Annotated in this window: 24 protein-coding genes; 14 read left to right on the forward strand and 10 right to left on the reverse strand. The window is 58.0% G+C overall.

Translation table 11 applies throughout. The annotated features are described in order from the left end of the window. Positions 1 to 91: 91 nt before the first annotated feature. Together ACFQS4_RS06195 and ACFQS4_RS06200 are read left to right on the forward strand one after the other, a co-directional pair. The gene (locus ACFQS4_RS06195) at positions 92 to 1,153 is read left to right on the forward strand and encodes a glycosyltransferase family 4 protein (protein WP_497903157.1); all 1,062 of its coding nucleotides are present in this window, start codon (positions 92 to 94) and stop codon (positions 1,151 to 1,153) included. A 4-nt stretch (positions 1,154 to 1,157) separates the two neighbouring features. Continuing rightward, positions 1,158 to 2,681: a flippase gene (locus tag ACFQS4_RS06200; RefSeq protein WP_497902786.1), complete on the forward strand. Its 1,524-nt coding sequence runs from the start codon at positions 1,158 to 1,160 to the stop codon at positions 2,679 to 2,681. Positions 2,682 to 3,033: 352 nt separating this feature from the next. Here ACFQS4_RS06200 and ACFQS4_RS06205 read toward each other — a convergent pair whose 3' ends face one another. Beyond that, the gene (locus ACFQS4_RS06205; protein WP_497902787.1) at positions 3,034 to 4,392 is read right to left on the reverse strand and encodes a sulfatase; all 1,359 of its coding nucleotides are present in this window, start codon (positions 4,390 to 4,392) and stop codon (positions 3,034 to 3,036) included. Between the two features lie 126 nt (positions 4,393 to 4,518). On the opposite strand from ACFQS4_RS06205, the gene ACFQS4_RS06210 reads away from it, so the two are divergent. The 3 genes from ACFQS4_RS06210 (at position 4,519) to ACFQS4_RS06220 (ending at position 7,907) form a co-directional block, all read left to right on the forward strand. Further along, positions 4,519 to 5,709: a sulfatase-like hydrolase/transferase gene (locus ACFQS4_RS06210; protein WP_497902788.1), complete on the forward strand. Its 1,191-nt coding sequence runs from the start codon at positions 4,519 to 4,521 to the stop codon at positions 5,707 to 5,709. A 186-nt stretch (positions 5,710 to 5,895) separates the two neighbouring features. Beyond that, positions 5,896 to 6,690 carry an FkbM family methyltransferase gene (locus tag ACFQS4_RS06215; protein ID WP_497902789.1) on the forward strand — a complete coding sequence of 265 codons (795 nt, stop codon included), beginning with the start codon at positions 5,896 to 5,898 and terminating at the stop codon, positions 6,688 to 6,690. A gap of 83 nt (positions 6,691 to 6,773) precedes the next feature. After that, the gene (locus tag ACFQS4_RS06220; RefSeq protein ID WP_497902790.1) at positions 6,774 to 7,907 is read left to right on the forward strand and encodes a glycosyltransferase family 4 protein; all 1,134 of its coding nucleotides are present in this window, start codon (positions 6,774 to 6,776) and stop codon (positions 7,905 to 7,907) included. Here the strand turns inward: ACFQS4_RS06220 and ACFQS4_RS06225 are convergent. The 4 genes from ACFQS4_RS06225 to aglG all read right to left on the reverse strand — a co-directional run bounded on the left by ACFQS4_RS06225 (position 7,888) and on the right by aglG (position 12,351). Then, positions 7,888 to 8,673, reverse strand: a complete 786-nt coding sequence (locus ACFQS4_RS06225; RefSeq protein ID WP_497902791.1) for a polysaccharide deacetylase family protein — start codon at positions 8,671 to 8,673, stop codon at positions 7,888 to 7,890. The two genes, ACFQS4_RS06220 and ACFQS4_RS06225, sit on opposite strands and share 20 nt — an antisense overlap. A 29-nt stretch (positions 8,674 to 8,702) precedes the next feature. Further along, entirely contained in the window at positions 8,703 to 10,217 is a 1,515-nt protein-coding gene (locus ACFQS4_RS06230; protein ID WP_497902792.1) for an alkaline phosphatase family protein, read from the reverse strand. Next, positions 10,217 to 11,365 (reverse strand): glycosyltransferase, encoded by a 1,149-nt coding sequence (locus ACFQS4_RS06235; protein ID WP_500192534.1) that lies wholly within the window; start codon positions 11,363 to 11,365, stop codon positions 10,217 to 10,219. Before ACFQS4_RS06235 ends, ACFQS4_RS06230 begins: the two co-directional genes overlap by 1 nt. A 65-nt stretch (positions 11,366 to 11,430) precedes the next feature. Next, a complete protein-coding gene (gene aglG, locus ACFQS4_RS06240) occupies positions 11,431 to 12,351 on the reverse strand; it encodes a glucosyl-dolichyl phosphate glucuronosyltransferase (RefSeq protein ID WP_497902794.1) in 921 nt (306 codons plus the stop codon). A gap of 134 nt (positions 12,352 to 12,485) precedes the next feature. Between aglG and ACFQS4_RS06245 the strand changes: the two genes are divergently transcribed. From ACFQS4_RS06245 to ACFQS4_RS06260, 4 genes are all read left to right on the forward strand, one after another. Beyond that, positions 12,486 to 13,400 carry an NAD-dependent epimerase/dehydratase family protein gene (locus ACFQS4_RS06245; protein ID WP_497902795.1) on the forward strand — a complete coding sequence of 305 codons (915 nt, stop codon included), beginning with the start codon at positions 12,486 to 12,488 and terminating at the stop codon, positions 13,398 to 13,400. A 282-nt stretch (positions 13,401 to 13,682) separates the two neighbouring features. Continuing rightward, the gene (locus tag ACFQS4_RS06250) at positions 13,683 to 16,733 is read left to right on the forward strand and encodes an oligosaccharyl transferase, archaeosortase A system-associated (protein WP_497902796.1); all 3,051 of its coding nucleotides are present in this window, start codon (positions 13,683 to 13,685) and stop codon (positions 16,731 to 16,733) included. A 134-nt stretch (positions 16,734 to 16,867) separates the two neighbouring features. Continuing rightward, a complete protein-coding gene (locus ACFQS4_RS06255) occupies positions 16,868 to 17,938 on the forward strand; it encodes a pyridoxal-phosphate-dependent aminotransferase family protein (protein ID WP_497902797.1) in 1,071 nt (356 codons plus the stop codon). Positions 17,939 to 18,223: 285 nt separating this feature from the next. Further along, positions 18,224 to 20,080: a carbon starvation CstA family protein gene (locus tag ACFQS4_RS06260; RefSeq protein ID WP_497902798.1), complete on the forward strand. Its 1,857-nt coding sequence runs from the start codon at positions 18,224 to 18,226 to the stop codon at positions 20,078 to 20,080. Positions 20,081 to 20,179: 99 nt separating this feature from the next. Here the strand turns inward: ACFQS4_RS06260 and ACFQS4_RS06265 are convergent, their stop codons facing one another. Further along, complete coding sequence (locus ACFQS4_RS06265) at positions 20,180 to 20,797, reverse strand: DUF8052 family protein (protein ID WP_497902799.1); 618 nt, start codon at positions 20,795 to 20,797, stop codon at positions 20,180 to 20,182. Continuing rightward, positions 20,794 to 21,192 (reverse strand): cupin domain-containing protein, encoded by a 399-nt coding sequence (locus ACFQS4_RS06270; RefSeq protein ID WP_497902800.1) that lies wholly within the window; start codon positions 21,190 to 21,192, stop codon positions 20,794 to 20,796. The genes ACFQS4_RS06265 and ACFQS4_RS06270 overlap by 4 nt, the downstream gene beginning before the upstream one ends. 148 nt (positions 21,193 to 21,340) lie before the next feature. Between ACFQS4_RS06270 and ACFQS4_RS06275 the strand changes: the two genes are divergently transcribed. Continuing rightward, complete coding sequence (locus ACFQS4_RS06275) at positions 21,341 to 21,568, forward strand: DUF8007 family protein (protein WP_497902801.1); 228 nt, start codon at positions 21,341 to 21,343, stop codon at positions 21,566 to 21,568. 57 nt (positions 21,569 to 21,625) lie between these two features. Here ACFQS4_RS06275 and ACFQS4_RS06280 read toward each other — a convergent pair whose 3' ends face one another. Continuing rightward, on the reverse strand, positions 21,626 to 21,871 hold the full coding sequence (locus ACFQS4_RS06280; RefSeq protein ID WP_497902802.1) for a DUF8107 family protein: 246 nt from the start codon (positions 21,869 to 21,871) through the stop codon (positions 21,626 to 21,628). A 57-nt stretch (positions 21,872 to 21,928) separates the two neighbouring features. Here ACFQS4_RS06280 and ACFQS4_RS06285 point away from each other — a divergent pair, with 57 nt between their 5' ends. Both ACFQS4_RS06285 and ACFQS4_RS06290 read left to right on the forward strand, forming a co-directional pair. Next, positions 21,929 to 22,252 carry a hypothetical protein gene (locus ACFQS4_RS06285; protein WP_254159740.1) on the forward strand — a complete coding sequence of 108 codons (324 nt, stop codon included), beginning with the start codon at positions 21,929 to 21,931 and terminating at the stop codon, positions 22,250 to 22,252. Positions 22,253 to 22,393: 141 nt separating this feature from the next. After that, positions 22,394 to 22,597 carry a hypothetical protein gene (locus tag ACFQS4_RS06290; RefSeq protein WP_497903158.1) on the forward strand — a complete coding sequence of 68 codons (204 nt, stop codon included), beginning with the start codon at positions 22,394 to 22,396 and terminating at the stop codon, positions 22,595 to 22,597. Between the two features lie 25 nt (positions 22,598 to 22,622). Here the strand turns inward: ACFQS4_RS06290 and ACFQS4_RS06295 are convergent, their stop codons facing one another. Then, positions 22,623 to 23,912: a CobW family GTP-binding protein gene (locus tag ACFQS4_RS06295; RefSeq protein ID WP_497902803.1), complete on the reverse strand. Its 1,290-nt coding sequence runs from the start codon at positions 23,910 to 23,912 to the stop codon at positions 22,623 to 22,625. A 90-nt stretch (positions 23,913 to 24,002) separates the two neighbouring features. Here ACFQS4_RS06295 and ACFQS4_RS06300 point away from each other — a divergent pair, with 90 nt between their 5' ends. Next, entirely contained in the window at positions 24,003 to 24,299 is a 297-nt protein-coding gene (locus ACFQS4_RS06300; protein WP_253433231.1) for a DUF7990 family protein, read from the forward strand. Positions 24,300 to 24,304: 5 nt separating this feature from the next. Continuing rightward, positions 24,305 to 25,279, forward strand: a complete 975-nt coding sequence (locus tag ACFQS4_RS06305; protein ID WP_497902804.1) for an ArsA family ATPase — start codon at positions 24,305 to 24,307, stop codon at positions 25,277 to 25,279. 33 nt (positions 25,280 to 25,312) lie between these two features. Here ACFQS4_RS06305 and ACFQS4_RS06310 read toward each other — a convergent pair whose 3' ends face one another. Beyond that, the gene (locus ACFQS4_RS06310; protein WP_497902805.1) at positions 25,313 to 25,774 is read right to left on the reverse strand and encodes a DUF7987 family protein; all 462 of its coding nucleotides are present in this window, start codon (positions 25,772 to 25,774) and stop codon (positions 25,313 to 25,315) included. Positions 25,775 to 25,802: the final 28 nt, after the last annotated feature.

Below are 25,802 nucleotides of genomic sequence, written 5' to 3' on the forward strand. Positions count from 1 at the left end.
TGGACCGCGAGATATTTAGCCGAGTCGTCAGCATATTCAAACAATGCGTATCCTCTACCTCACCGAGGAGCCTATTTCTTTCTCCGATGCGATGGTACGAGGTGGTGCGATACATGTCCGAAATGTCGTTTCAGGACTTCGAAAGCGAGGACACGACGTTTATCTTCTTGACTGGAACTCCAAGCCAGAACGATCGTTTCAGGTTTCGGTTGACCCCCAGTGTCGATTCGTCGAAGGGCCCCTCAGAACGCTCATTCGAGCGATTCGAATCGGACGGAGGCGTGCCGTCGATGTCATCATCTCGAAGACCCGGAAAACGTATCTTCCGGGACTGCTCGCGGCACGGAGTCTCGGCGTGCCTCACGTCGTCCACGTCGGGTCGAGCCTCGACCCGCCGGTGGAGAGTCTCTTCGGGCGATTGGACCTCGCTTCCTTCAGAACACGGCTCCGTGCGCCTCACGACGGATACTTCGTGGTCTGTGATTACATCGGTTCTCAGCTTCAGACGTACGGTGTCCACGAGGATCGTATCTTCAATGTGCTGAACGCAGTCGACGTAGACCGATTTAATCCGGAGTTGGTGCCGACCACGCTTTCCGAGCGATTCGAAAACCGAATCGAGGTTCAAGAGAGTGGCCTCTGCCTGGGATACGTTGGCGGGCTTCAACCGTATAAGGGCCTCGAGGATCTCGCCACCGCACTCGAATCAGTCGATGCTGACTGCAAACTGATCGTCGCCGGTGACGGGCCGGAACGACGACGACTCGAGCAGATTTTCGGGGAAACGGCTACGTTCCTCGGGTCGGTGCCATATGAGCAGATCCCCTCGCTGTACCACGAGTTCGACGCGTTCGTTCTCCCCTCCCATACTGAGGGGCTTCCGCGAGTAATACTCGAGGCGCAGGCAACGGCAACGCCGGTCGTGGCCACTCGAGTTGGCGGGGTCCCGGAAATCGTTCAGGACGGCGAGACAGGGTTGCTCTGTGATCCCCATCGACCGGATCAACTGGCGACGGTGATTGATCGCCTCGCGACAGACGAACGTGAACGTGAGTGGCTCGGCGAGAACGGTCGAACGGCCGTCGAGAAAGGGTTCTCCTGGGACGAGTTGTACGATCGATATGAACGCGCTCTTCGACAGGTGATCGGGTGACCAGATGAGCGATAGCGATCAAGCAATCCGGGACGTGGTCAAAGGCGCGAGCGTCATCTACGTTGGGCTGTTTCTCGAACTAGTTATCGCGTTTATAGCGCAGGTGCTCGCCGCAAGGTTTCTCTCGGTTAGCAGTTTCGGCGGTTTAACGACTGGGACTGCGCTATTAAACGTGGGCGCGATTATTGGAGGCCTCGGGTTAGCCTCGGGCCTGATACGGTACCTTCCCCGGGTAGATAACTCGGAAAAGCGGGCGATTACTCGGTTTGCGTTTAGCGTGGCTGTGATAGCCTCTCTACCATTAGGGCTGCTAGTTACACTCAATGCGGACTTCATCGCGGCGACCGTATTCAACGATCCAACAGTCGAAGCGAGCATTAGAGTCTTCGGTGCAGCAATTCCGTTTGCTGCACTTCTCAATGTCGCACTAAGCGGCTTACGTGGGCAATCGGAGTCGACACGATACGCGTTCGTTCAGAACATCTTGCACACTAGCGTTCGGCTAGTGCTTATTGTCGGAGCAGTCACATTAAGCCTCAACCAGTTCGGGTTCGCTGCAGCATATGCGATCCCGTACGGCGTCAGTCTCGTTGCTGCCGCCTATTTTCTCCATCGTTCGCTTCCAGCGGTCTCGAAACCGCTCGATAAGGATCGCCGGTCCGATGTGTTTCGATATTCTCTCCCATTTACCATCACCGGCCTCTCGAACTTCATATACAGAAGTGCCGATATATTTCTCGTTCTGCGTTTTCTGGGGAGTACAGCGGTTGGAGTTTACGGCGTCGCGTACGCGGCCGTGAGTTTTATGGGGATGTTCTCTACCGCGTTTAACTTCATTGGAACGCCGATGGCAAGCCGGCTTGAAGGAGAAGGGAATATCTCGGGTATGATTGAGGTGTACCAATCAATAACTCGCTGGCTAGTAATCGCAAGCGTATGTGCCTTTTTCCCGCTCGGCGTCTTCTCAACGGAGTTCATTAGTGTAATTTACGGTGGCGAGTATGCTGAAGGCGGTCTTGTCCTCACAATATTAGCCATCGGATACGGCATCACTAATGTCTTGAATGTCCACGGATCTCTCCTCCAAGCATTGGGAAAATCGAAGTTCCTCTCTTTTAATAACGCAGCCGCGGCGATAGCGAATATTGTTTTTAACGTCATACTGATTCCTGCAATCGGAATCATGGGTGCCGCCGTCGCAACAGCGATCTCATTTCTTATCCGTGACGGGCTGGCAACAATACAGGTTCGCTATTACGCTGGTCGGACGCCGCTCTCATCTGCTACCTTGATCCCTGTTCTAATCTCTCTTCCCTTCATCGCTATTGCAGGACTCGTCATACCAGTAATTCCTGCCTCGTTTGTTTGGCTAATCCTTGTTTCGGTAGCATTCTCCTTGACATATTTGCTAAGCATTCTCTTGGTCACTGGTATCTCCCAATACGAAGTAATGATCATCAGGTCGGTGGAGGAAAAATATGGGCTCAACATCTGGTTATTCGATGTATTGGTTAATAGATTTTCGTGAGGATCGTACTATTCGAAGATATCCTCAATGAATGTCCATTCTGGCTGACCAAACAATCGATGAATATTGCTTGCCCTCCGATGAGAACCTAAAATACGTACTCCCGTATGTCAGCAGTCCAATCGACTCGCTCCCGGGTAAAATGGTTGTGACCGCCAATCATAGCCAAGTGTACTTTGATGGCCTGAAAGGTCGACTTGGCCAATGGTCACAAACCACGCCTCCGAATTCTTGAGCTAGTTGAAGTGCTTTAGGCAGTTGTCGAGGATGAGCGCCGCGATATTCGAGACGGCGAGGTCACCACGGCTAGCGGTAGCCGAGTTTAAGAACCGATTCGGCAGCTCGATCACGCCTAGTCGATATATCCGAGATCTTTTAGTCGTTCTTCGACTTCATCACTTTTCGACATTTTCGGGAGGTCAGTGTCAGTCGCCTCGGCTTCGGTTATATACTCCTCCATAATCTCTTTAAAGCGAGAAACATGTTCAGGATTATCCGTACTTACGTCCATCACCTCTTCACGGTCACTCCTCAGATCGAAGAGTTCGACGGTTTCGTCGTCTCGCCGCCAAAAGCACTTCCAGTGCGAGGTCCTGCATGCAAGTCGGTCACCACCCTTCGCTGTAACTAATGCGACTGGTTCGTCCATTGTATCTCCACGAAGTAAGGGAGCGAAACTCGTCCCCTGTACGTTATCGGGAATCGGGATGTCGACGATATCGTAAATAGTTGGACCGAGGTCTACGAGCGAAACTTGTTGTTCCACGTCACGTGAGTCTGTTCCCGGCACTCGGATAACTAGCGGGACACGCAATAGTTCGTCGTATAGATTTGGATGGTGGCCGAATCGATCATGTTCTCCAAACGCTTCGCCATGGTCTGCTGTGATCACGAGTAGGGTCTCTTCGTAGATACCTATATTCCTCAAGTGCTCGATGATGTGCCCGATCTGCTCATCTACAAAACGGACCTCGCCATCGTATAGCGTTAATAGGTCATCAACGTCTTCCTCTAAGAGTGTTTCCGGCTCCTCCTGCATCCGTCCATTAAGCTCGGTAGTTCGGCTCATTGGAATCGGTGTATCTCCATTTTGTTCTACATATTTGTTCGGAGGAGAGAACGGATAATGGACGTCCATATAATGTAGCCACATAAAAAATGAGGATTCACCGTCCCAAGTGGTATCTATCCAGGAAAGAGCGTTTTCAGTAATAGATGATGCCTTGGCGTAAGCAGATGTCCCTGTCGACATGGTGAAGTAGTGCCAGAATCGGCGGAGTAGTTTGTAGAGCCATGTGTCTGTGTCGAGTCTCCGCTCTACGAAATCTTTCGTGGAAGCGATTGATTCTGAGCCTTCTGCGGCATCTCTAAACTCGCTAAAGCCCATGTCATAGTTCTCATCAGCTCCCAGATGGGGATTAGAATGGTACCCGACAGTTTGGAATCCTTCTTCTGCAAGCGTTTTCGCTATGAACGGTCTAGCGTTGTCGAGATACGAATAACCGCCGTAAGCAAGCGGATGCGTACTTGTCAAAATACTTGGGAAGCTCGAACGAGTGGCCGGTCCATTAGAGACTGCCTGAGAGAACGTGATAGCTTCCTCGCTCAATTCGGCTACGTTCGGAGCTGTGACCGTTCCATATGGACGTCTTGGACAACGATCAAAGCGAAGGCTGTCCACGGTTATCAAGAGTACGTGTGGTTTGTTCATCGGCCTCGTGAGTATGTCAAATTGGATTTAGCGCCTACTAAAGCAATCCCTTTCATCGAGGAGCATTGTCTCATCATCACAAAATAACCACGGGGCTTATCTTATAGGCCTCTGTAGTACGGAACAATGGGAGGAATTTCAGATTTGGCCGACGGAAATGCCGTCGAGAACGTTCTGATATATATCGTCGATAGTCTTCGTCTGGATTACCTTCCGGAGCGGGTATCAGATCTTGGTGTAACTGTGCCAACTATCGCTGCGAGTACATACACAGCGTCGAGCATTCCATCAATGATGACTGGCCAATATCCCGCTACACATAGAGTCTGGGGATTCAATGACGTTGTCGAACGATCGCCCAAACTACTTGAAGGACCAAATGCAGGGTTAGATTTGCGGAACGTCTGGGTCGATATAGATGATCCTGTACAAAAACCACCGAATCGGGTTCTCGATCTAGAAAAACAACATAACCTCAATGAGGCCGAAGATGGATTTACTATTGTAGTCCACGAAAAGGGCGCTCACGCTCCATACGATTTCTTCAATGTAAAGTGGGATAGCTCACCGCCCTTTTTCGAGCATTTTGCCGGAAAGAGTGATCAACTAGAGAACATGTACAAACGCGGTGCAGAAACTGCAGCGGATCGATTTCTCGATACGGTTGATCAGCTTTCGGAACGCGACCTCCTTGAGGATACGCTCGTCATTTTTACGAGTGATCACGGCGAGTTACTCGGCGAAATAGAGAGGGGAGGGATATACGCTCATGGTTCCCCGATATGTCCCGAATTAGTCCGCGTTCCAACGGTGTTCATGGGTGCAGGACTTCCGTCTGGGAAACGCCTCGAATGGGTCTCGTCAGGGACCGACCTCGCTCCAACAGCAATGAGCGCGACTAACCGAGGTACTTTACCGAACGTTGATGGTATTGATTTGTGGACAATCACACCCGATCCAAACCGTATTGTTAGATCCGATTTTTGGGCTCACGGTGGAACTGTTGAGTATAGTGCCAGTTCTGCCTGGGATAGTAACGGGGGATTTGTCAAACAGTTTGGATCACCGCTCGAACGAATTATCTTTGCGATTCACAGAAAACTCTACAAGGGGTTGCAAGCGCCTGCGAACAGAGCACAATTGCCGCGTTCGTTTTTACCACTCGTCCAAACGTTCGGCAAATCTGCGTTGGCCTATGGATCGCCATCTGAAATGACCCACCAGTACCCGGTTTCAGAATTCGAGGAGAATAAAGGTGAAACGGAAGTCCCGGAGGTAAACGAAGAACAACTCAGAGCTCTCGGATACATTGATTAAAACATCATTATAAATCTACAACACAGTAGTTGCGAGTAAAGTTAAACCGGAAGCTTTAGACGATACTGAAAGGGTTTTGCTTGACAATATCAAAGCCATGATTACGAGCATGACGTCCAAGAGATCCTACGATAATCCCCGATGGAATACAATGGTGCGTAGTCAGTTTGGCGCCGTGATCGATCAATGACATTCATCGATTGGCTTCGGTATTCGGTGTCGGAGATCCGTTCAAACGGTGCCACAGGAGTCCATTCGGCCGCTGATGAATTATTCTGGGGTGCTCGTGATCGGTTTCGCCGGCTCGCGCCGCTCACATCCTCCACAAAATCTGTCTCGATAGGGCCGCACACAGTCGATATTCACAATCGCACCGTCGGTGAATTCGATCACATCCGCGCAATCCATAACGAATCACCGAATATTGAACATTTTTGTCGACATCTCACCCCAGACGATTGTGTCTGGGACGTTGGAAGTAATATCGGCGTCTATACGCTCTTCGCCGCCACGATCGGCGCGGAGACTGTCGCAATTGAACCTTGGCAGGAGAACGTCGAAACCATCGAAAAAAACCTCGCGCTCAACGATCTTCAGGCTCATGTTGTCGATAGAGCTCTCGCCGAATCTGCCGGGCCGAGAGAATTTACGCTCGACAATCGGGCAACTGCTGGAGCAGGACGGGGCTCGTTGCTCTCAGATTGGCAGCATGGTGATACAATCACAGTCAAGTGTGTCCGTGGAGACGAACTAGCGGGGCAGAACGTGCCTAAACCAACAGTCATTAAAGTTGATGTTGAAGGGGCTGAGCTATCGGTCCTAAAGGGAATGGATGGTATTCTTGAGGGTGTCAGACGGATATATTGCGAACTACACGGTGTTGACGACGAAGCCGTCCACTCGCTTCTCCTCGAAAATGGGTTTAACATTGAGGCGACTCCAGACGAGAGTGGATGCGGAATTCTAAGAGCCGTTCGATGAAAAAGCGGTGTATTCGAACCGTGATTAGCACAAATACTATCATAGACTATGCTGTTGTAGAGCGATGCGATAGGAGTAAATAAATGAAGATTGCTGTATTCACTGGCCATAGAACAGAGAATCTTGCAAACCCACTTGAGCGAACGAATGAAGATGTTATTATAGTTTCAAACACCTCCTCAAATCTGATAAAACGAGCGGTGATGACGGCCAAGGATGGACGACGGGAACTGAAGAATCAGAATGTGGATATTGTCATCGGTGATCACGCGGGCGTCGTAAGTTTCATCGCCTCATTGCTTGCCGTGGCCTATTCTATTCCGTTCGCGCTTAGGCTTGGTGGAAATATTTGGGAAATCAATCGCGAAAAGTTACGCGAGCACGTAACTAACCGGAATTATGGCGGTATCGCCCTTATTACCGTATTAATATTCATAAACCGTATCACGTTTAGGCTATCAGATTGTTATTTAACGATTTCGAACACTGTTGAACGTGCTATCATCAAGAATACGGAGACCACCCCAGACAGAATCGGCACCATCGGTGTTCCACTCGCTTATGATACTTTCGCCGATGCCTCGCCAAAAGCTATCCGCAAAAAGTTCAATCTCAATGGAAGCCGCCTCCTGATCACCGTTACTAACCTGCGCTTCAGAAAGAAGTACGAAGCGCTCAGAGATGCGTTACCTCAGATCGAGCAAATACTAAACGACAATGAAGATTTACAGTTTATTATTGCAGGGGATGGAACATATTTAGAACCTCTCAAGAATGATATTGACTCGTCGTTTTCGAATGATGTCCGAGATAAGGTGCACTTTCTGGGATTCATTGACGACGTTCAAGGTCTATATGCTGCAGCAGATGCGATGGTGTACGTCTCATACGAGGAGGGTTTCGGAAATATCATCCAAGAGGCGATGGCCGCCGGCTGCCCAGTCGTGGCAAACGACTGCGAAGGCCTGGGTGAGCAGATTACCGACGGTGAAACCGGCATATTAGTCGCTTCGCCCACCGATCCGGAACTGACCAGAGCTATCACACAGTTGCTTTACGAAGAACAACGCGAAGAAATAATTCAGAACGCTCGGGCATACGTTAGCGAAGTAAGTGACCCGGATAAAGTTGGACAAGAAATCGTCGCGGAGCTACGTAACATGTGTGATACGGTCGATACAAAGAGTAGCCTCTTTTCTAAATTTTGGACTCGTTAACCTCAACCTCGGAGATGGTAACAGGATTTTCATTCATAACTCTTTCGAGAATCGTTCGTAGCAGATCAAACTTGTCAACCAAGTACATGCAAGCAGGATGAAGAAGCAATGTCGTGATATCGGTCGCTTTGAGCCTGGCATCAGTATGGTCCAATACCCACGAAGCCCATTCATCCGGGTAATATGAGTCTCCCCCAAATGGACCGTCAAACTCGGCATCTGTAACGAACTCCGGCGTTCGAAATGCGTGATAGAGGTGTTCGTGATCAGGTGGCGTATTTACCGGGACGACTGTGACGTCACCATTTTTCCGGACGTGGCCGGCCGGTTCGACCGGGTCAGAAAAATGGGTAAAGTCATGTTTCGCAAGCAGTGATACCGTATGTTTGTCATGCCGGTATGCGTGGTCGCGCCAACTGGTAATACGAGCCTCAATCTTCTGGAACGCCGCTACCGTTTTACCGATTTCCCAGTCCTGGAAAGCACGCGGACCGTTCCACGAACCGAGACGACCACCGGTGGCCTTCTCCACGGCACGCCACAGTTGGTGAACAGGCGTCGTGAACGCCCAATAGTTGTGTCCACCAAGTTCGACGTTCGGCATCTCCGCGAGTTCACGGACCCGATTTCGCTCTTCGTAGACACATTTACCGGTCAGAAAAAGAGTGACTGGAACCTCGTACTCCGCGGCAATCTCCGCGTATTCGATAGCTGCCTCGACTTCCGTGCAGTCCATGTACGCCTGATCGCGCGTCTCGAGCGACATGTGGTGGACATCGCCGGTGAGACAAACCGTCATTCCAGATACCCGAGGTCCTCCAGCCGGTTCTGAACGCTCTGGCGTCCCGAAGCATCTACTGACTCGAACGGTATGGGGTCACATTCATCGAACGCATCGTCGCCGAATAGCGGGAGCGGCGTGCCATCCATGTCCGTCGGAACTGCACAGCCGACGCTGTGGAGAACGGTTGGAGCGATGTCCGTGATTATCACGTCGCGATCAATCGTTGACACCTCGATATCCGGACCGCTCGCAAGGAAGAGCCCTGTCCGGACGTTCTCGGCTTCCCACTGTCCGACGTCGTCGAATACCGGATTCGGTCCGATCGCTCCACTCGTGTGAACGCCCGGCCGCTGGTCGAAGACGATGTCCGGTGCTTCGTCCGTATAGGGGCCGCTGTAGGCGTCGTCGCTACGCATCACCTCTCGAGCGATCGAATCGCCCTTCTCATTTGTAAGCGCGGACAGATCGTCGATTATAGTATCGACCGTATCGGGATCGTTATCGATGACGTAGATGAGACCCTGTCCGCTGGCGATGGCTCGTGAACGTTCCCAATCTATCTTCTCGAGTTTCTGTTCGCGTTTGTAGCCCTCCTCGTCCTCCGGGATCGAGTCCGTCAAACGATCGGGTGCCAGCCGCGTTACGAGGTCGTGAACGCCGAGTTTGTGGGCAAGTTTCGAGATTCGCTTCTTGTTGATGCCGTACTTCGTGAGAAGATCCGACGTTTCGCTTTCGGAAACCAGGTATCCTTCGGCCTCGAGCCAGCTATTGGCGTAAAACACTGTATCGACGTTTTTACAACCGTGGTCCGACATCAGGAAGAGGTTGCTGTCTGGATGTTCCTCTCGGAGTCGTCCGATATGGCCGTCAATGACCTCCCAGGCACGCCGAGTCGGCTCACCGCGCCAAAAGAAGTGTTGGAGTACGTTAATGTAAAACACCGTACAGTGTGCGACGTCCGGGTCTTCCTCCTCGAGCAGGTGGTGAAACGTCTCCAGTCGGCGTTCGATCAGGTCAACGAGATCATCGGCTTCGTCGCGATCGTCTTTCCCGGTAACTGGCTGGTCGGGATGAAGTGCGTATCCTTCGTCGTTGAGACGCGTACCCAGGTCAGACGGATAGGCGTAATTGTTCTGCTCGCTTCCTGGCCCCCCTGCAACGAGAAATCGATCGACCTCGAACGGCGGGTACGTCATCGGGAGGTTGAGTATGCCCGCAGTTCGGCCCTGTTCGTTGAGGTAGTCCCAGTAGTTGGCGCTCTTGAATGATCGCGAGTCGGGTGTTGTAAGCGTGCGCCTGTCCGTGTCGATGCGCTCCCACCAGAACACGCCCAGCTTTCCCGGGTTCTTTCCTGTGGAGTAACACCGCCAGTTCGGGCACGTGACCGGAGGGAGACAGCTTTCCATATCTGCGACGACGCCTTCGGACCGGAGCGCTTCGATGTTCGGGAGGCGCTCCTCTTCCAGCCATGGCTTGAGTAGCGCCCAGTTCGCCCCGTCGAGACCGAGTACGATTGTTTCAGTCATCAGTGGTTCCCTCTCGCCGCCGTCGCGAACGCCTCGTACCGATCGACGACAGCCGATTTCAGTTGCTTCTCGAAGGCAGCGGTTGAGAACGTTTCGACTTCGGACCGAGGGTCACCGTCGAGCCCGTTCGACTCGAACCGTTCGACGGAGGCCCGAATCCCTGCCGGCGTCCCGTCGTGACGGTACCCGTTCTCACCGTCATCAACGTATATGCCTGGGAATCCGTCGTTGCGCACCAGGACGGCCTTCCCACTGGCATTCGCTTCGATCGGAACGATCCCAAAGTCTTCATTCCGGCCGTTGAACACGACAGCGCGACAGGTCGCCAATAGATCTCGTTTTTCGTCTTCATCGACGAATCCGCGGTACACGAGGTTCTCACTCCGATTTATTTTCTCGACGACCGTGTCTTCGACGTCGCCACGGCCGCCAGCCAGTACCAACTGATGGTCGAGTCCCTCAAACGCTTCGACCACCTCTGGGACGCCCTTCTCCTCGTCGAGACGGCCAAGATGAAGGTAGAACCTGTCGTCGTCGTCTTCGTGGTAGGAGTCGACGGCGACGGGCGGATACAGCACCTCCGAATCACGTTTGTAGTATTTCTGTAAGCGCTGAGCGATAATCGGGCTGTTTGCGAAGTAGCCGTCTACGCGCGGGTCGATCGTGTGATCGCGCATCCGAAGATATCGAATCAGTGGTCTGGCGAGCACCCCGGTCGGGGAATCTTTTCGGTCGTGGTATAGGTCGTAAAACCAGCGCGGAGGTGAGTGGCAGTAGTTCAGATGCAAGGTATTTGCCGGCGTAATGACCGAACGAGTCGTCGCTCCCGACGTGATCAACACGTCGGGAGATCCGTACTCACGCCAATCAACGTCTTCCCAGAGAGCGTATTCAAAAGGTCGACCTACGTGCGCCTGAACCTTCCGAAGCAGGCGGGGAGAGAGATCCTCCGTCACGTCTACGAACCGTACGTTTCCATACGGATTTGGATCATCTGGGTTGGGTTCTCCGATTGTATAGATCCGGTCCACGTCCAGGACATCCGCAAGAATCGTTGCAAGGTATTCTGCGCCTCCCCAGGCGTTGATTCCCCAGTGGGCGATAGCGATGTCGAGATCACGTAGCCGCAAGTCTGTGTCCTCGTCCACTGAAGAGTCACTCATATTTCTACCGAACAAAGTCGGCTGTATAAGCGTATCGGCAAGCGTTCACGTCAACGCCACTTCGTCATTCCATATAAGTAACCAAACCCAACAGCGCCGGTAAAGGCGAACAACATGATGAATTGAACGGCCTTTTCCAAAGAAGGGTTACGAACGAGGTTCCTCGTACGTGCTGGGACGAACTTGCGGAAGAGTCGGCCAAGAAAATCGTACTCCTCGCCGGTCGATTCGGGGACCAGTACTTCCATTCCGCGCTTGGAATACCCTTGCCAGAAGGCGCGGTCGAGCAACCACAGCGGTTTTGTCCGGTAATCGAACACCTTGTGGGCGACCTCCGCTTCGGGGTTGTAGTAGACGCTCTGGTTGTACTCGCTACGAAGCCGGGCACACAGTTCCGTTTCGCCGCCCTGGAGGTTCTCATCCCCCTGACGACCGCCAATAGTTGTATCGAACCCGCCCAAATCGAGGAAAACTTCGCGGCGAAAGGAGATATTCGAGCCGAAAGTGTTTCGAACTTCACCCTTGCCATCGGCGAATCCACGTTGGGTAACTCCGACGAGAAAGTAGAACTCTTCGGGGAGAAAGCTCGGTCGTCCAGCCACCCAGAGTGGAACCATTTTTCCACCCACAGAGAGCGCATTCAAGTTCCCATATACTTCGACGAGTTCGGCCACCCATTCGGGATCCGCTACGGCATCATCGTCGATGAACGCTACCACGTCTCCGGTCGCCACTTGGGCCCCGTTGTTTCGACTCTCGAGAAGCCCAACATTGTTTTCGTTGCAGTGTATCGATACGTTTTCGTGGTCGTCGTAGTCCTCATAGAATTGCTGGCAGACTTCTTCGTTCCCGTCGGCTACCAGTACAAGTTCAATGTCGTTGTGGCTCTGGGCGAGAATGCTATTGACTGCATCTCGAAGGTCCTGATACCGGTCCAGCGTGTGTTCACAGACGACCACCGAGACGCGCATGTACGGGCCTGCGAAACTGAGAGAGTTAGTTATTTCGGTAAACGGCCTCGGGCGCAGGGTAGCCGTTACTTGGACTGTCGATGGCAACCAACGGAACATCAGGTTATTTAATGAAACGAGCAGACCATTGGTGCATGGAAGGAAAACGCGTTCTCATCACGGGCGGTGCTGGGTTTATTGGTTCTAACCTCGCAAACTATCTTGCTTCTACAAATGAGGTGGTTGTCGTCGACGATCTCTACCTGGGGACCACCGACAATCTTATCGACGAAGTCGAATTCCACGACGTGAGCGTCCTTGATGATGACCTCCCGTCCGATGTTGATATCCTGTTCCACCTCGCAGCACTCTCCTCTCGGAATATGCACGAAGATGATCCACGACGTGGATGTCGTATCAACGTCGAGGGCTTCGTCAATGCGGTTGAGCAGGTGCGTAAACAGGGTTGTGAAACCGTCGTTTACGCCTCTACGTCGTCTATTTACGGTAGTCAGACCGAACCATCCGTTGAAAGCATGGATGTCGAGGCACATACAGGGTACGAGGCATCGAAATTGGCTCGCGAACGTTACGCTGAATACTATGCCAATCACCATGGACTCTCGATGGCTGGCCTTCGCCTGTTCTCTGTCTATCAAGGATTCGGAGGTAACGAGGAACACAAAGGTAAGTTCGCAAATACCGTCGCCCAGTTCACGGATCGAATTGCCGCCGGTGAATCGCCAAAAGTGTTCGGCGATGGTACACAGACTCGAGATTTTACTCACGTCGATGATGTCGTGCGCGCGTTCGAACTCGCTGCAGATCACGAACTTGGCGGGGTATATAACGTCGGAACGGGCGATGCCTACAGTTTCAACAGGATGATCGAACTGATCAATGATGAACTCGGCACTGATGTCGAGCCAGAGTACGTTGACTGTCCCTTTGACGATTACGTCGAACACACATGTGCCGACCCATCGAAATTCTCTCGAGCAACGGGTTGGGCCCCTTCGATCGATTTCGAAGATGGAGTGAATATGGTGTGCCAGCCCTACCTCGACTAAGCCGGTGGTTAGCCTGGAATTCGAGAACTGTAAATGCCTGCTTCTCGATAGCGCTCAGGAACTTACTAAGCCGCGTTGGCTACCAGTGTTGATCACTCAATACGGCGTACCTCTCGTGTTTTTATGATCTATCGGCCAATTTGCTCTTTGCGATCGCTGGGACGAATTGCGCTGGATACGGTCAGATTCTCATTCGGTCAACTACACATGAAAACAGTCTCACCAAAAGCTTCCAACAGCAGATAACAAAGTTTATTCGCCATATTGCACTGGTGGGACGTAATGAGTACTGACACTGAACACGTCGACGAGGGAACCGAAACGCCCTCCACCCTCGAGGCGTGGCAGGAGTGGTATCACCTTCCCCTCCTCGGGCTGGTGATACTATTCATGCTGTGGACTCGCCTCCGGTCCTACGAGAACTTCGTCGCCGACGGCTCGCCGCGTTTGTCCGGCGTCGACTCGTGGTACCACTGGCGGACGATCCAGTGGACCGCCGAGAATTATCCATTCACGATGCCTTATGAGGTCTATACTGGCTACCCTACAGGGACCTACGTCGGCCACTTCGGCACGCTATTCGACCAGCTTATCGTCACGGCGGCGATGATCGTCGGTCTCGGGAATCCTTCCCCTGAAACCCTCTACATGGTCGCCCTCGTGTCCATCCCGCTGATGGGCGCGCTCACCGCAATTCCCGTCTTCTACATGGGCCGTCGACTAGGCGGAACCATCGGTGGACTCGTCTCGGTCGTCCTCCTCGCGCTCGTGCCGGGGTCGTTCTTCTACCGCTCGGCCGTCGGCCAGCTCGACCATCACATCGGCGAGGCGCTGTTCATGGCGATTGCGGTCCTCGCGATGATGGTCGCCGTCCGGGCGGGCGAACGTGACCGCCCGATCTACGAACTCGTCGCCGACCGCGACTGGGACGCCCTTCGTCGCCCAACCATCTACTCGGTCCTTGCCGGTCTCGCGCTCACGCTGTTCATCTGGGTCTGGCCCTCGGCGGTATTGCTGATCGGTATCTTCGGCGTCTTCTTCTGCATCCAGCTCTGTGTCGACTACGTCCGAGGGATCTCTCCCGACCACGTCGCCTTCGTCGGGGCCGTCAGCCTCGGTGTGACGGCAATCGGATCCGTGCTCCTGTTCGAACAGTGGTCCGGCAGCGTCTCTCACTTCGGCTACCTCCAGCCGACGCTTGCCCTGGGCGTCGCACTCGGCTGCGCGTTCATGGCCTGGTTCGCTCGCCAGTGGGACGACCTTGAGGTCGACCGCCATTATTACCCGGCTGCGATCGCCGGCCTCCTGATCGTGGGACTCGGCGTGATGGCCGTCATCGTTCCCGAGCTCTACTCCACTGTGATTACAAATATCACGAGACGGCTACTGCCGCTCGACCCCTCGACTGGGGCGCTCACCGTTTCGGAGGCCCAGCCTCCGGACGACTTCACCCAGTACGTCTTTAACGAGTTCGGAGCCGCGTTCTTCACGATGCTCGGCGGACTCGCGTTCCTCCTGCTTCGCCCGCTGTTCGGACGCGAGTGGCGCGCCGAGTACACCCTCGTGATCGTCTGGTCGCTGTTCCTGATCAGCATGGCGGCGACCCAGACGCGGTTCTCCTACTACCTCGCGGTCGCGGTTGCGGTCGTCAACGCAGTCTTCGTCGCGGACATCGCCCGCCTCCTCAGCCTGGATTTCCACCGTACGGCCGACTCGATTCGCGACGTCGAGACCTACCAGGTGATCGCGATCGTCCTCATCGTCGTGATGCTGTTCATGCCCCTGCTCCCGCCAATCGCGGCCGACGGCACCACCACCTGGGAGCGCGGCGAGAACGTCGGGCCGAGCGACGACGCGATGACCTGGGACGAGTCGACGCAGTGGCTCCTCGAGAGCACGCCCGAACCCGGGAACTGGGCGGGCGCAGGCAACCAGAGCGACCTCGAGTATTACGGAACTTACGACCGCCCCGCCGACGGCGACTTCGACTATCCGGGCGGTTCCTACGGCGTGATGTCCTGGTGGGACTACGGCCACCTGATCACGACCAACGGCGAGCGCATTCCACACTCGAACCCGTTCCAGCAGAACGCGCAGTCGTCCTCGTGGTACCTGCTGGCCGAGGAGGAGTCCCACGGTGAGGTAATCCTCGACGGGATCGCTGCGGGCGTTCCGGTGGTGAATCAGCCGGAAGACACGATCCGCAGCGACCTCGAGAACGCCGACAGTGCCGACGAAGGTGAGATGCGCTACGTCATGATCGACGATGAGATGGCCGGTGGGAAGTTCAGTGCGATCACGCAGTGGTCCAACCCGGCGTACAGTCGGTTCCAGACCCAGGAGACGGCAAATCTCAGCGGCCAGGAGTTCGACGTGCCGACGACGAGCGAGGCCTACCACGACACGATGCTCGCCTCGCTGTACCTCCACGACGCGGAGGGCATGGAGCATTACCGACTGGTCCACGAATCGAGTTCGTACTCGATCGTGGGGACGCAGTTGCTCCAGACGCCGAACGGGCTGTACCCGGTGACGACCCGCTCCGGTCGGGTCGGAGCCGTCGGTGACCAGGCGGACAACATCTCGGCGATGCTCGAGGAGGCACGGGCGGCCGACCAGGCAACAATGCCGTTTGGCGGATATGCGGTCGAACTCGGCGGCCGGTATTATCCCGCCTACGCCTACAACGCGTATCTGGTCTCGGACGTCAAGACCTTCGAGCGCGTCGAGGGGGCGAGCATCACTGGCTCGGTCGACGGCGAAGTCGCCGACTCCGACCGCGTCTACGCGCAGATCGAACTCGAGACGGAGCCGGGACGAACGTTCACCTACACGCAACAGGCCAACGTGAGCGACGACGGTACGTTCGAGCTAACGGTGCCGTACGCGACGAACGACGAGCTCGGACCGGAAGACGGCTACACCGATAGCGCGGTCGAGGCGGTCGACGAGGAGTACGAAATCTTCGTCGGGACGCCCGAAGACGGCGAGATCGAGCGCCAATACCTGGGAACCACGGCGGTCCCCGAAACAGCTGTCGTGGATGGCGAGACCCTCGAGGTGACGCTCGAGGAAGGTGACGGCGAGGTCGTGCCAGATCCGGATGCGGAGGCACAGCCGTCCGAGGGTGAGGACGAGAACGAGAGTGACGGCGGGAATGAGACCGACGACGATACCGACGATGACGAGTCCGGCGACGACGGACCGGAGAACGTCACGGACGGCGACAACGAGACGGATGCGGGTTCAGACGATGAAAACGAGACGAACGAAACGAACGACACGCCTGACGCTCCCGCCCTGATCGATCCGGTAGCGCCACAAGCGGACTGATTCGGGTACGATTCTACTCGAGGTGGGCCGCACTGTCGAGTCGAGACGAACACCCGACTCGAGGGCGGGTGTTGCCGGAACGTCGACCACCGTCAACCGCCGACGCTTTTGTGACGCGCATCGAGCAGTCGGGCATGGACGATCACGACCTGCTTCGGATGACGCCCGGGCCCACGGAGGTCCCCGAACGCGTTCGCGAGCGCATGGCCGAACCGAGTCGGAACCCCGACGTCGAACCCGAGTTCGTCAACTTCTATCGCGACCTCACCGAGAAACTCGAGCCGATCTACGGCGACGGGGACGTCGCCATCCTCGGTGGGGAGGGCATCCTGGGGCTCGAGGCCGCGGTGGCCTCGCTGGTCGATCCCGGCGACGAAGTGCTGTGTATCGCCAACGGGCTCTACGGCGAGGGCTTTGCGGACTTCGTCGACCTGTATGATGGCGAGGCGACCGTCTGTGGCGGCAACTGGCGGGAATCGATCGACGTCGAGATGGTGGAGCGGGAACTCGAGTCCGGCGACTACGACGTCGCGACGATGGTCCACTGTGAGACGCCCACTGGCGTGCTCAACGACCTCAAGCCAGTGCTCGACCGCCTCGCCGAACACGACGTGATTAGCGTCGTCGACGCAGTCTCCTCGCTTGGCGGCACTCCGGTGCCGACCGACCGCATCGACGTCGTCCTCGGAGCGACCCAGAAGTGTTTCAGCGCGCCACCGGGGCTGACCGTCTGTGCGGTGAGCGACCGCGCGTGGGAGCGGATCGAAACCGTCGAAACGCGTTCGTTCTACGCGAGTCTCGAGCCCTGGAAGACCGTGATCAAGGACGAGTGGTTCCCTTACACCCACCTCACGGCCAATCTGCAGGCCCTCGACGCGGCGACCGACTTGCTGCTCGAGGAGGGCCTCGACTCCGTCTACGGGCGCCACGAGGCGGCCGCCGAGCGGTGTCGCGAGCGGGCCGACGAACTGGGCCTCGGCGTGTATCCCAAGGACTCGCTCGCGTCGCCGACGGTGACGGCGCTCGACCTCGAGGGGCGCGCGACGTACCTCCAGGCGCAGATCCGCGAGGATCACGGGATCGTCCTCTCGACGGGTCTCGGAGACCTCGAGGACGATATCCTCAGGATCGGGCACATGGGCCACAACGCCCGAATCGACCGGGTCGAGCGGACGATGGACGCGCTCGAGGCCGCGCTCGAGTGAGCGCTCGCCGGAGCGCACATCCAGTAAGTTCTCTCCCCAGTTCCCGGGGAGACCGCTACTCGATCGGCTGACACAAGGAGGTTTTCGTTTCGGGGCCCGTTTCGCGCGGGCCACGCGATGGAGTACCGATCACCCTGGTAATCATTGGATCGACGCCGTAACCATCGATTTACTGCCATATTTCCGAATCGAATATCCACCCGGATATAATAACTTCACCATCGATGGTGTGAATATAACCAAGTATTAAGAGTATCGCCCACACTCTGTGTGGGTGGGCTTGTCATGACACAGGTAATTTGGATCGTTGCCGCGGTACTGGTAACGTTTACAGTGGGGTACGTGGGGTACTCGAGGTACCTCGTACAGTTCGTCGAACTCGACTCGAGTCGAACCACACCGGCACACAAGTACGAGGACGGCCAGGAGTACGTCCCGTCGAAGAAACCGGTATTGTTGGGGCATCACTTCTCGAGCATCGCCGGCGGTGCGCCGATCGTCGGACCGATTACGGCGGGCGCCATCTGGGGCTGGGCGCCCGCGCTCGCGTGGGTCGCCATCGGGAACCCCCTGATGGGCGCCGTTCACGACTTCATCTCGCTGTCCGGGTCGATGCGACACGAGGGGAAGTCGATCGGTTACATCATCGGTGAGTACGTCGGCGAACGGGGCAAAGACATGCTGCTGTGGTTCGCGTTCCTCACCATCATCCTGGTGGTGGCGGTGTTCGCGCTCGTCGTGGGTATCGTCCTGAACGCGTTTCCGCAGGCGGCTACCGCGAGTCTGGTGTACATCGGGCTCGCGCTGGTGTTCGGCGTGTACCTCTACCAGATGAACGCCCCGTTCATCCCCGGGACGATCCTGTTCGTCGCGGGCGTGTTCGCGGGCGTCTGGGTCGGGATCCAGTACCCGCTCGCGATCTTCGAGCTGGCGGAGGGTGCCCACCCCGAGGGAACCATCGTCCTGCTCGAGGGAACGGGTTCGTGGATGCCCGGTGCCGGCACCCCCGCGCTGAACGGGAACGGCGCCGCGTGGGTCCCGGTAATCCTCGTGTACGCCGCGGTCGCCAGCGCGCTCCCGGTCTGGACGTTGCTCCAGCCGCGTGATTACCTCTCGTCGTTCCTGCTGTATGCGGGGGTTGGCGGGGCGCTGCTCGCCATCATCGTCGGGACGATCTTCGGGACGTCCTCGGAGCCGCTCGTGGTCGACAGCAGCATCGGCGCGTTCGAGGGATTCCTCGGCGTCGACGCCGTCTCCCCGTACCCGCTGTTCCCGCTGTTGTTCATCACGATCGCGTGCGGGACCATCAGCGGCTTCCACTCGCTGGTGTCCTCGGGGACGACTGCGAAGCAACTCAACAAGGAGAGCGACGCCCGCCTCATCGGCTACGGCGGCATGCTCGGTGAGGGCCTGCTCGCCGCGACAGCACTGTCGACGCTGGCAGTTGCCGGGCTCGCCTCGGAAGCATCCGGTGGCGGCATCGGTGGCGCGCTCCCGAACTTCGCGACCGGCGGGGGCGTCATCCTCACGAGTTTCGGCATCGATCCCGCGTTCGGCGCCCCGTTCATGGCGCTCGTGCTCGTGAGCTTCCTGCTCACGTCCACCGACACGGCTGCTCGCCTCGGCCGATACATGATGGAGGAGATCGTCGGTATGGTCGGGAGCGGCACCGACACCGGCTTCTCCGGCGGCGTCGGCTCGTTCGCTGGCGGTCGGTACACGAATCCCGTCATCCAGATCACCATCGCGTACGTGCTCATCATCTCCGGCCAGTGGACCACACTGTGGGGGCTGTTCGGCGGCGCCAACCAGCTGCTCGCCGCGCTGGCCCTGCTCACCGGAACCGTCTGGCTGGCCAACTGGGACCGTTCCAAGCAGCTCGTCAGCACCGGTGTCCCGATGGCCATCATGGTCGTCATTACCACCCTCGGACTCGCCTGGCTGGCGTTCTACGAGAACCTGTACGTGAACCTGCTACAGGGCGGTGCAGACGGATTCCTCGCGACCGCTTCCGCGGCCGTCCAGATGGTGCTCGCCCTCGTGCTCATCTACCTGGCGCTCTCGCTGGTGCGCATCGGGTACGGGAACATCTCGCGGGCACGGACGGGTCGCGGGCCTGCGGCAGAACCGGGCGACGACTGAACCAAGAAACGACTACCCCTGCGGTCCCCACTTCCTGCCCTCTCGAGAATTGCTACCGGCTGGTCCGTCGGTTTGTCTCCCTCGCCGAAAATCGCGCCCCTACCGCCAGAATCGCTTCGCGAACCGCGAAAGTACGCCCTCCTCGGGCTCGGTGACGTCGTCCCAGAGGGTGAACGCCTCGGTGACATCGGCGACCTCGCTGGCAACGTGTTCCTCCTCGTCGGGATCGACGACGACGAGATTGACGTCGTAGTGGCCGTAGTAGCCGAACTTCAACAACGTGCGGTCGCGGAAGCCCGAGACGAACTCACTGACCGCGTCCGACAATTCGTCGGCGACGAGCACGAAACTCACGTCCGTCCCGAAGTGCTCCTCGCTGGCGACGATCCGGTCGTCGGCGATGTCGTGACCCAGGTCGACGAGTCGCTCGAGTTCGGCGACTGTCGGTCGCGGCTCGCGGCGGGCGAAGAGGTACTCCCTGGCCTCGTGATCGGCGTACTTCAGCGAGGGATGGAAGAACTGCTTCTGGTTGAGCACGCGCAACTCGCCGTAGAGGTCCCACCGTTCGCCGGCGGCGTGTCGATCCTTCTCGAGGTCGTAGCTGTACATCAGCCGGTCGGAGACCCGGTCGAAGTACTCGTCGTCCCAGTCGGGGACGGCCTCGCGGATCTCGGCGGGGAGTTCCTCGGCCTCGGGGAACTGTTCGCTGTCGCTCATGTATCCTCAGGTTTGGTTTCGGGTTCGGGGTCGTAGACGCGGGCGTCGCCGTCGGCCGCCGGCGCACCAATCGCCAGGACGGACACCGGGTCGTCGGCGTCGACCGGATTGTACGCGCGCTGGGGGCTCCCCGGATCGACGATGAACAGCCGTTCCTCCGGTACCTCGTACGTCTCCTCGGGCGTCTCGACGGACAGCGTACCCTCGAGAACGTAAAATGCCTCCTGCTGGGTCTCGTGGTAATGGTACGCCAGCGGCAGTTCCTCGCCCGGGTCGGCGCGGAACCGATTGATCGCCATCGTTTCGAGCCCACCCGGTTCGGACAGCTTTCGACACTCGCTCGGTCGGTCGGGCGCCGGCTCGACGGCGTCCGGATCGACGATACGATATCCCATACCACTTCGTACGAGCGGGGGAGCAAATAGGCGTCGGTGGTTCTGAGGGGTTCGAGGCTCGAGCTCACACCGAGGCCACCAGTCCGCCTACTACTGCAGACGGCGGTACGCTTTAGCCCCTGGAACCGTTACGTTGTGAACGAGACACATGGGAGAGAAACCCACCGAATCCTGTGGCCGGTGTGCCATGTCGACGGTCGTCGACGCAACCGAGGCCGACCGGTCCGACGAGGAACGGGCCTCCCGCGACCCGTACGCCCGCGGGGCCATCGAGGTCGAGGAGTCGTCGGTTCGTCGCGTCTCGCCGGCCGCGTGGCTCGAGGGAATCTCGACTCGCCTCGACGACGCTGCACGGCGGTTTATCTACGGCCGATAGCTTGACCGGTCGTTCCCGAAGCACCGAGTCGTCGGCGCAGTCGCGCCCAGGTCAGGATCACGTCATCGTGACCGCGTAGGTCGCCGTAAACAGCAGAATTATCGCCGTCGCGACGTTTACCAGCGTAAACTCGAGGATTCCGGCGAACGCGAGCCCCCAGACGACGGTCGTGGCGAACAACGTCGACAGGACGGCGTTCATCGCGAGGAGGACGCGCGGGTCACCCCGCGAGGAGGACGCGGCCTCGTCGAACCCCTCGGCATCGCTGTTGGTCCGGCCCTCGACCTCCTCCGGATCAGTCATACCGAACCACGGATGCTCTGGCACTTAGTTTTTGTCGCTCGAAGGTGTCCGTGCTGTATGCGATTCCGCCTTCGAAATCGCGAGGGAACGCCGGTCGACCCCGTCCCGTTTTTCGTCGTCGCGGGCCTCGCCGTCATGCTCGTTCTCTCGTTCGGCCCGCTGTATGGCCAGGCGATTGGCGTCGGCCTCGAGTATTCGGCCGCCGGTTCTATCGCGCTCTCGTTCGCGTTCACCGTCGGCGCGTACTATCGGCAGGTCTGGACCGTCCGGCCGGAGTTCGTCGGCGTCGTTCCAGCAGAGGTACGCGTCGAGCGCCTGTATTACCTCATGCTCGTGCTCGCGGTGCTCGTCGTCGGCCTGGCGATTCCACTGGCCCTCTGAACCGGTGCGAATTACAACGCTCGAACCGTCCGTACCGCTCGAGCGGTCACGTAGGGAGCTGACGACCGTATCGGCGGTGGTCGTGTGTCACCAATGCACACCCACAAAGGACTGGTAGTGCTGGAACTTGAAGAGTCAAATATGGGAGTCATCGATTCGGTGAAAGCCGTACTCGCGTCGTCCGGGCCGAACGACCGCCCCACGGACGGCTCGCAGGGAGCGTACTGGTGTGACGACTGCGACGTTCGCATCAGAGACGTCGACATCCAGGGCGACCCCGTCTGTCCGAACTGCGGCGAGGAGATGCGCTTCGAGCGCTCGTACGGCCGTAGTTGTGCGTGTTGACCGCGGGTTCGAATCGGAACCGTGCTCAGGGCTCTCGAAGCACGACCTCCTCGCCCTGGACGCTGGGAAACGGTCCCTCGGTCTCGAGACCCTCCTCCCACTCTTCATCTGTCACGAGCGTCTTCGATAGCGCGTCCCGGAGCGCCGTCTCGTCGTAGTCGGTACCAATGAACACGAGTTCGGTGCGACGGTCGCCGTGGTCGTCGTGCCACTCCAGGTTGGGTCGGTTCGACCGGAGCATGTCACGCTCGACGGCGGGGAGGCTGGCGATCCAGGGCCCCTGTACGGTCGCTCTGACCGAGGGACCGGCCTGGGCGACCGTCACCCGCACCTCGTTGCCGGCGAGCCAGGCGGTACCTTTCGAACGGACGATTTCCGACGGGAGGGTCTCGAGGAATGCGGCGAACCGCCCAGGGTGGAAGGGACGGCGACGGCCGAAGACGAACGAGGAGACGCCGTAGACTTCGTCGGGGTGACGGTGGTCGTGGCTGTGGCTGTGTTCGTGATTCTCGCCGTGCTCGTGGCCATGAGCGTGCTCGCCATCACCGTCGCGCGGTTCATCGTGATTATGAGTGGCTTCTTCGTCGTGGGTATCGCCCTTCTCGAGCGCCCGCTTCCAGCCCGGCAGGTCGGCCAGCCGGGTGGGATCGAACAGCTCCCGCCCCAGGAGGCGATCCGGATCCACCGCCGAGAACTCCGTCCGAATCGTCTCCGCGTCGGGCTGGAGCGCCCGGACGAGCTCGGCGGCGTGCTCGAGTCCGCCCTCGCTACACAGGTCCGCCTTGTTGAGTAAGACCAGGTTCGAAACCTCGACCTGTTCGACCAGCAAATCCGAAAGCGGGCGATCGTCCTCGGTGCCTCGGCGCTCCGGGACCTCGTCCCCGGCGAAGGCCTCGATGAACGCGGGCGTATCCAGGACGGTCACGAGTGTGTCGACCGCGTAAAGCGCGGCGACGCGGGACTCGGTAGTGAACAGCCGCGCGACGGGTGCGGGCTCGGAGATGCCTGAGGATTCGACGATCAGGTGGTCGAAGTCCCGGTCGCGAGCCAGGCGGACGACCGCGGTCTCGAGGTCGTCCTGGAGTTCACAGCAGATACAGCCGTTCGAGAGTTCCGCGACGCCGTCCTTGAAGTCGAGTTCGGAACCCTCGGCGATCAGTTCGGCGTCGACGTTGACCTCGCCCATGTCGTTGACCAGCACCGCCAGCGACCGGTCCTCGGCGGTCGTCAGCAGGTGGTTGAGCAGCGTCGTCTTTCCCGCGCCAAGGCTTCCGGAGAGAATCGTGACCGGAATCTGATCGGTCTGCCCGTTCATACCGGCTACTGGGGCCGCGTTCCCTTGAATCCGATCCTCGAGCGCTCGACGCCGCGATACCTTTTACCCGTCGGCCTCCCACATCAGGGCATGGACCTGGCCGATCGCATCGAACGCTTTCGAGAAACGCTCGAGGAGTGGCTCCGTGGGCTCTACCACGGGATGATCACGCATCCGGCCTACGAGAAGATCGAGAAGGAAGCCGAGGACATCGAGGACGTGTTCCTGCTCGCGTGTTTCCCCGACGCGTTCGGCATCCCGTCGCCCGTGTCGTACTACACCGCTGAACTCCTGCCGTACCTCGAGACCGAGTTCGAGGCCTGGGAGCGCCGGCTGTGGGATCGCGACATGCTCATCGAGCGCAAAGGCCAGCAGTATCACTTCTGATCGACATGGAACCCTTCGTCTTCTTCGGCGGCAAGGGCGGGGTCGGAAAGACCACCGTCTCCTGTGCCTACGGCCTGCGCTGTGCTCGCGACGGGCTGCGGACGCTCGTCGTCTCGACCGACCCGGCCCACTCGGTAACCGACGTGTTCGACCAGCCCTTCGACGACGATCCGACGCCAGTCGAGGGCATCGACGGCCTCGAGGCGATGCAACTCGACCCCGAGGAAGAGGTCACGCGCCACCTCGACGACATCCGACGAGATCTCTCCGAGCAGGTCTCGGCGGCGATGGTCAACGAGATCAACCGCCAACTCGAGATGGCTCACGGGACGCCCGGGGCCTACGAGTCGGCCCTGTTCGACCGGTTCATCGAGGTCATGCGCAATTCCGAGGGGTACGACCGGGTCGTCTTCGACACCGCTCCCTCCGGTAGCACGCTCCGCTTGCTCGGCCTGCCGGACCTGCTCGAGGGCTGGATCGACCGGCTGATGTACAAACGTCGGACGAGCATCGACCTCTTCGAGAAGGCCGCGATCGGGAACCACGAACCGCGCCGCGTGATGGACGGCGACCCCGTCCTCGCGCGCCTCCAGGAGCGCAAGGAGTTCTTCCGGTTCGCCGGAGACACGCTCGGCGACGATGCGGCCTTCTTCCTCGTCTTGAACCCCGACGAACTCTCACTCAATGAGACCGAACGCTCGATCACCGACCTCGAGGAGAAGGACCTCCCCGTCCGCGGCCTCGTCGCCAACAAACTCACGCCCGAACCCGACGACGACGAGAACGGCCGCGGCGCGCGGTACCTCCGCGAGCGCGTGAAGACCGAGCGCGCACACCTCGAGACCATCCGCGAGACGTTCGGGCCGCCGCTGGTGGCCGAAATCGGCTGGCGGACCGCGGAGGTCAAAGGGAGTCTCCTGGAGGACGTCGCCGGCGAACTCGACATCGAGACGGCGGTCGAACCGCCGACGCACGTCTGATCCTCACGCGGGGTTCGAGACCGCTCGATGAGGTCACCCCGACGTTCCGTGGTCGGTGTACTTGAGGAGCAGGTGAGGGACGATGACGCCGACCACGAAGACGATTCCAAAGACGACTTCCGACGAGAGGGCGGTGAACTCGTAGAGACCGAACAGCAGTCCCATTGCGACCAGAACGAAGGTACCGATGAGCTTGTTTTCGGCAGTGACCAACCCTTCTCGTCTGATGACGACGTACAGCGAGAGGAGTAGCAATCCGAGCACGCCGACGAGAACGGCCGTCACCAGTTCGATGGAGTCCGTCGCCAGCGCGTAAAACAGCGCGATGCCGACCGCGACGTACGACAGTCCGAGCGCTAACGGACCCCTTCGCCCGTCGAAATAGCGATTGGCGTCCGTTCCGGACGACGGAGCATTCACGTTCCCAACGTGACACTGGAGGACTAAATACGTACGGGCGCCGTCGCTCGAGTCCTCGATTCGAGACCGTGGCATGCCGTCTCCTTTCACACGGCGACGGGAA

The organism is Saliphagus sp. GCM10025317 (assembly GCF_042663665.1).
Taxonomy (GTDB): domain Archaea; phylum Halobacteriota; class Halobacteria; order Halobacteriales; family Natrialbaceae; genus Natronosalvus.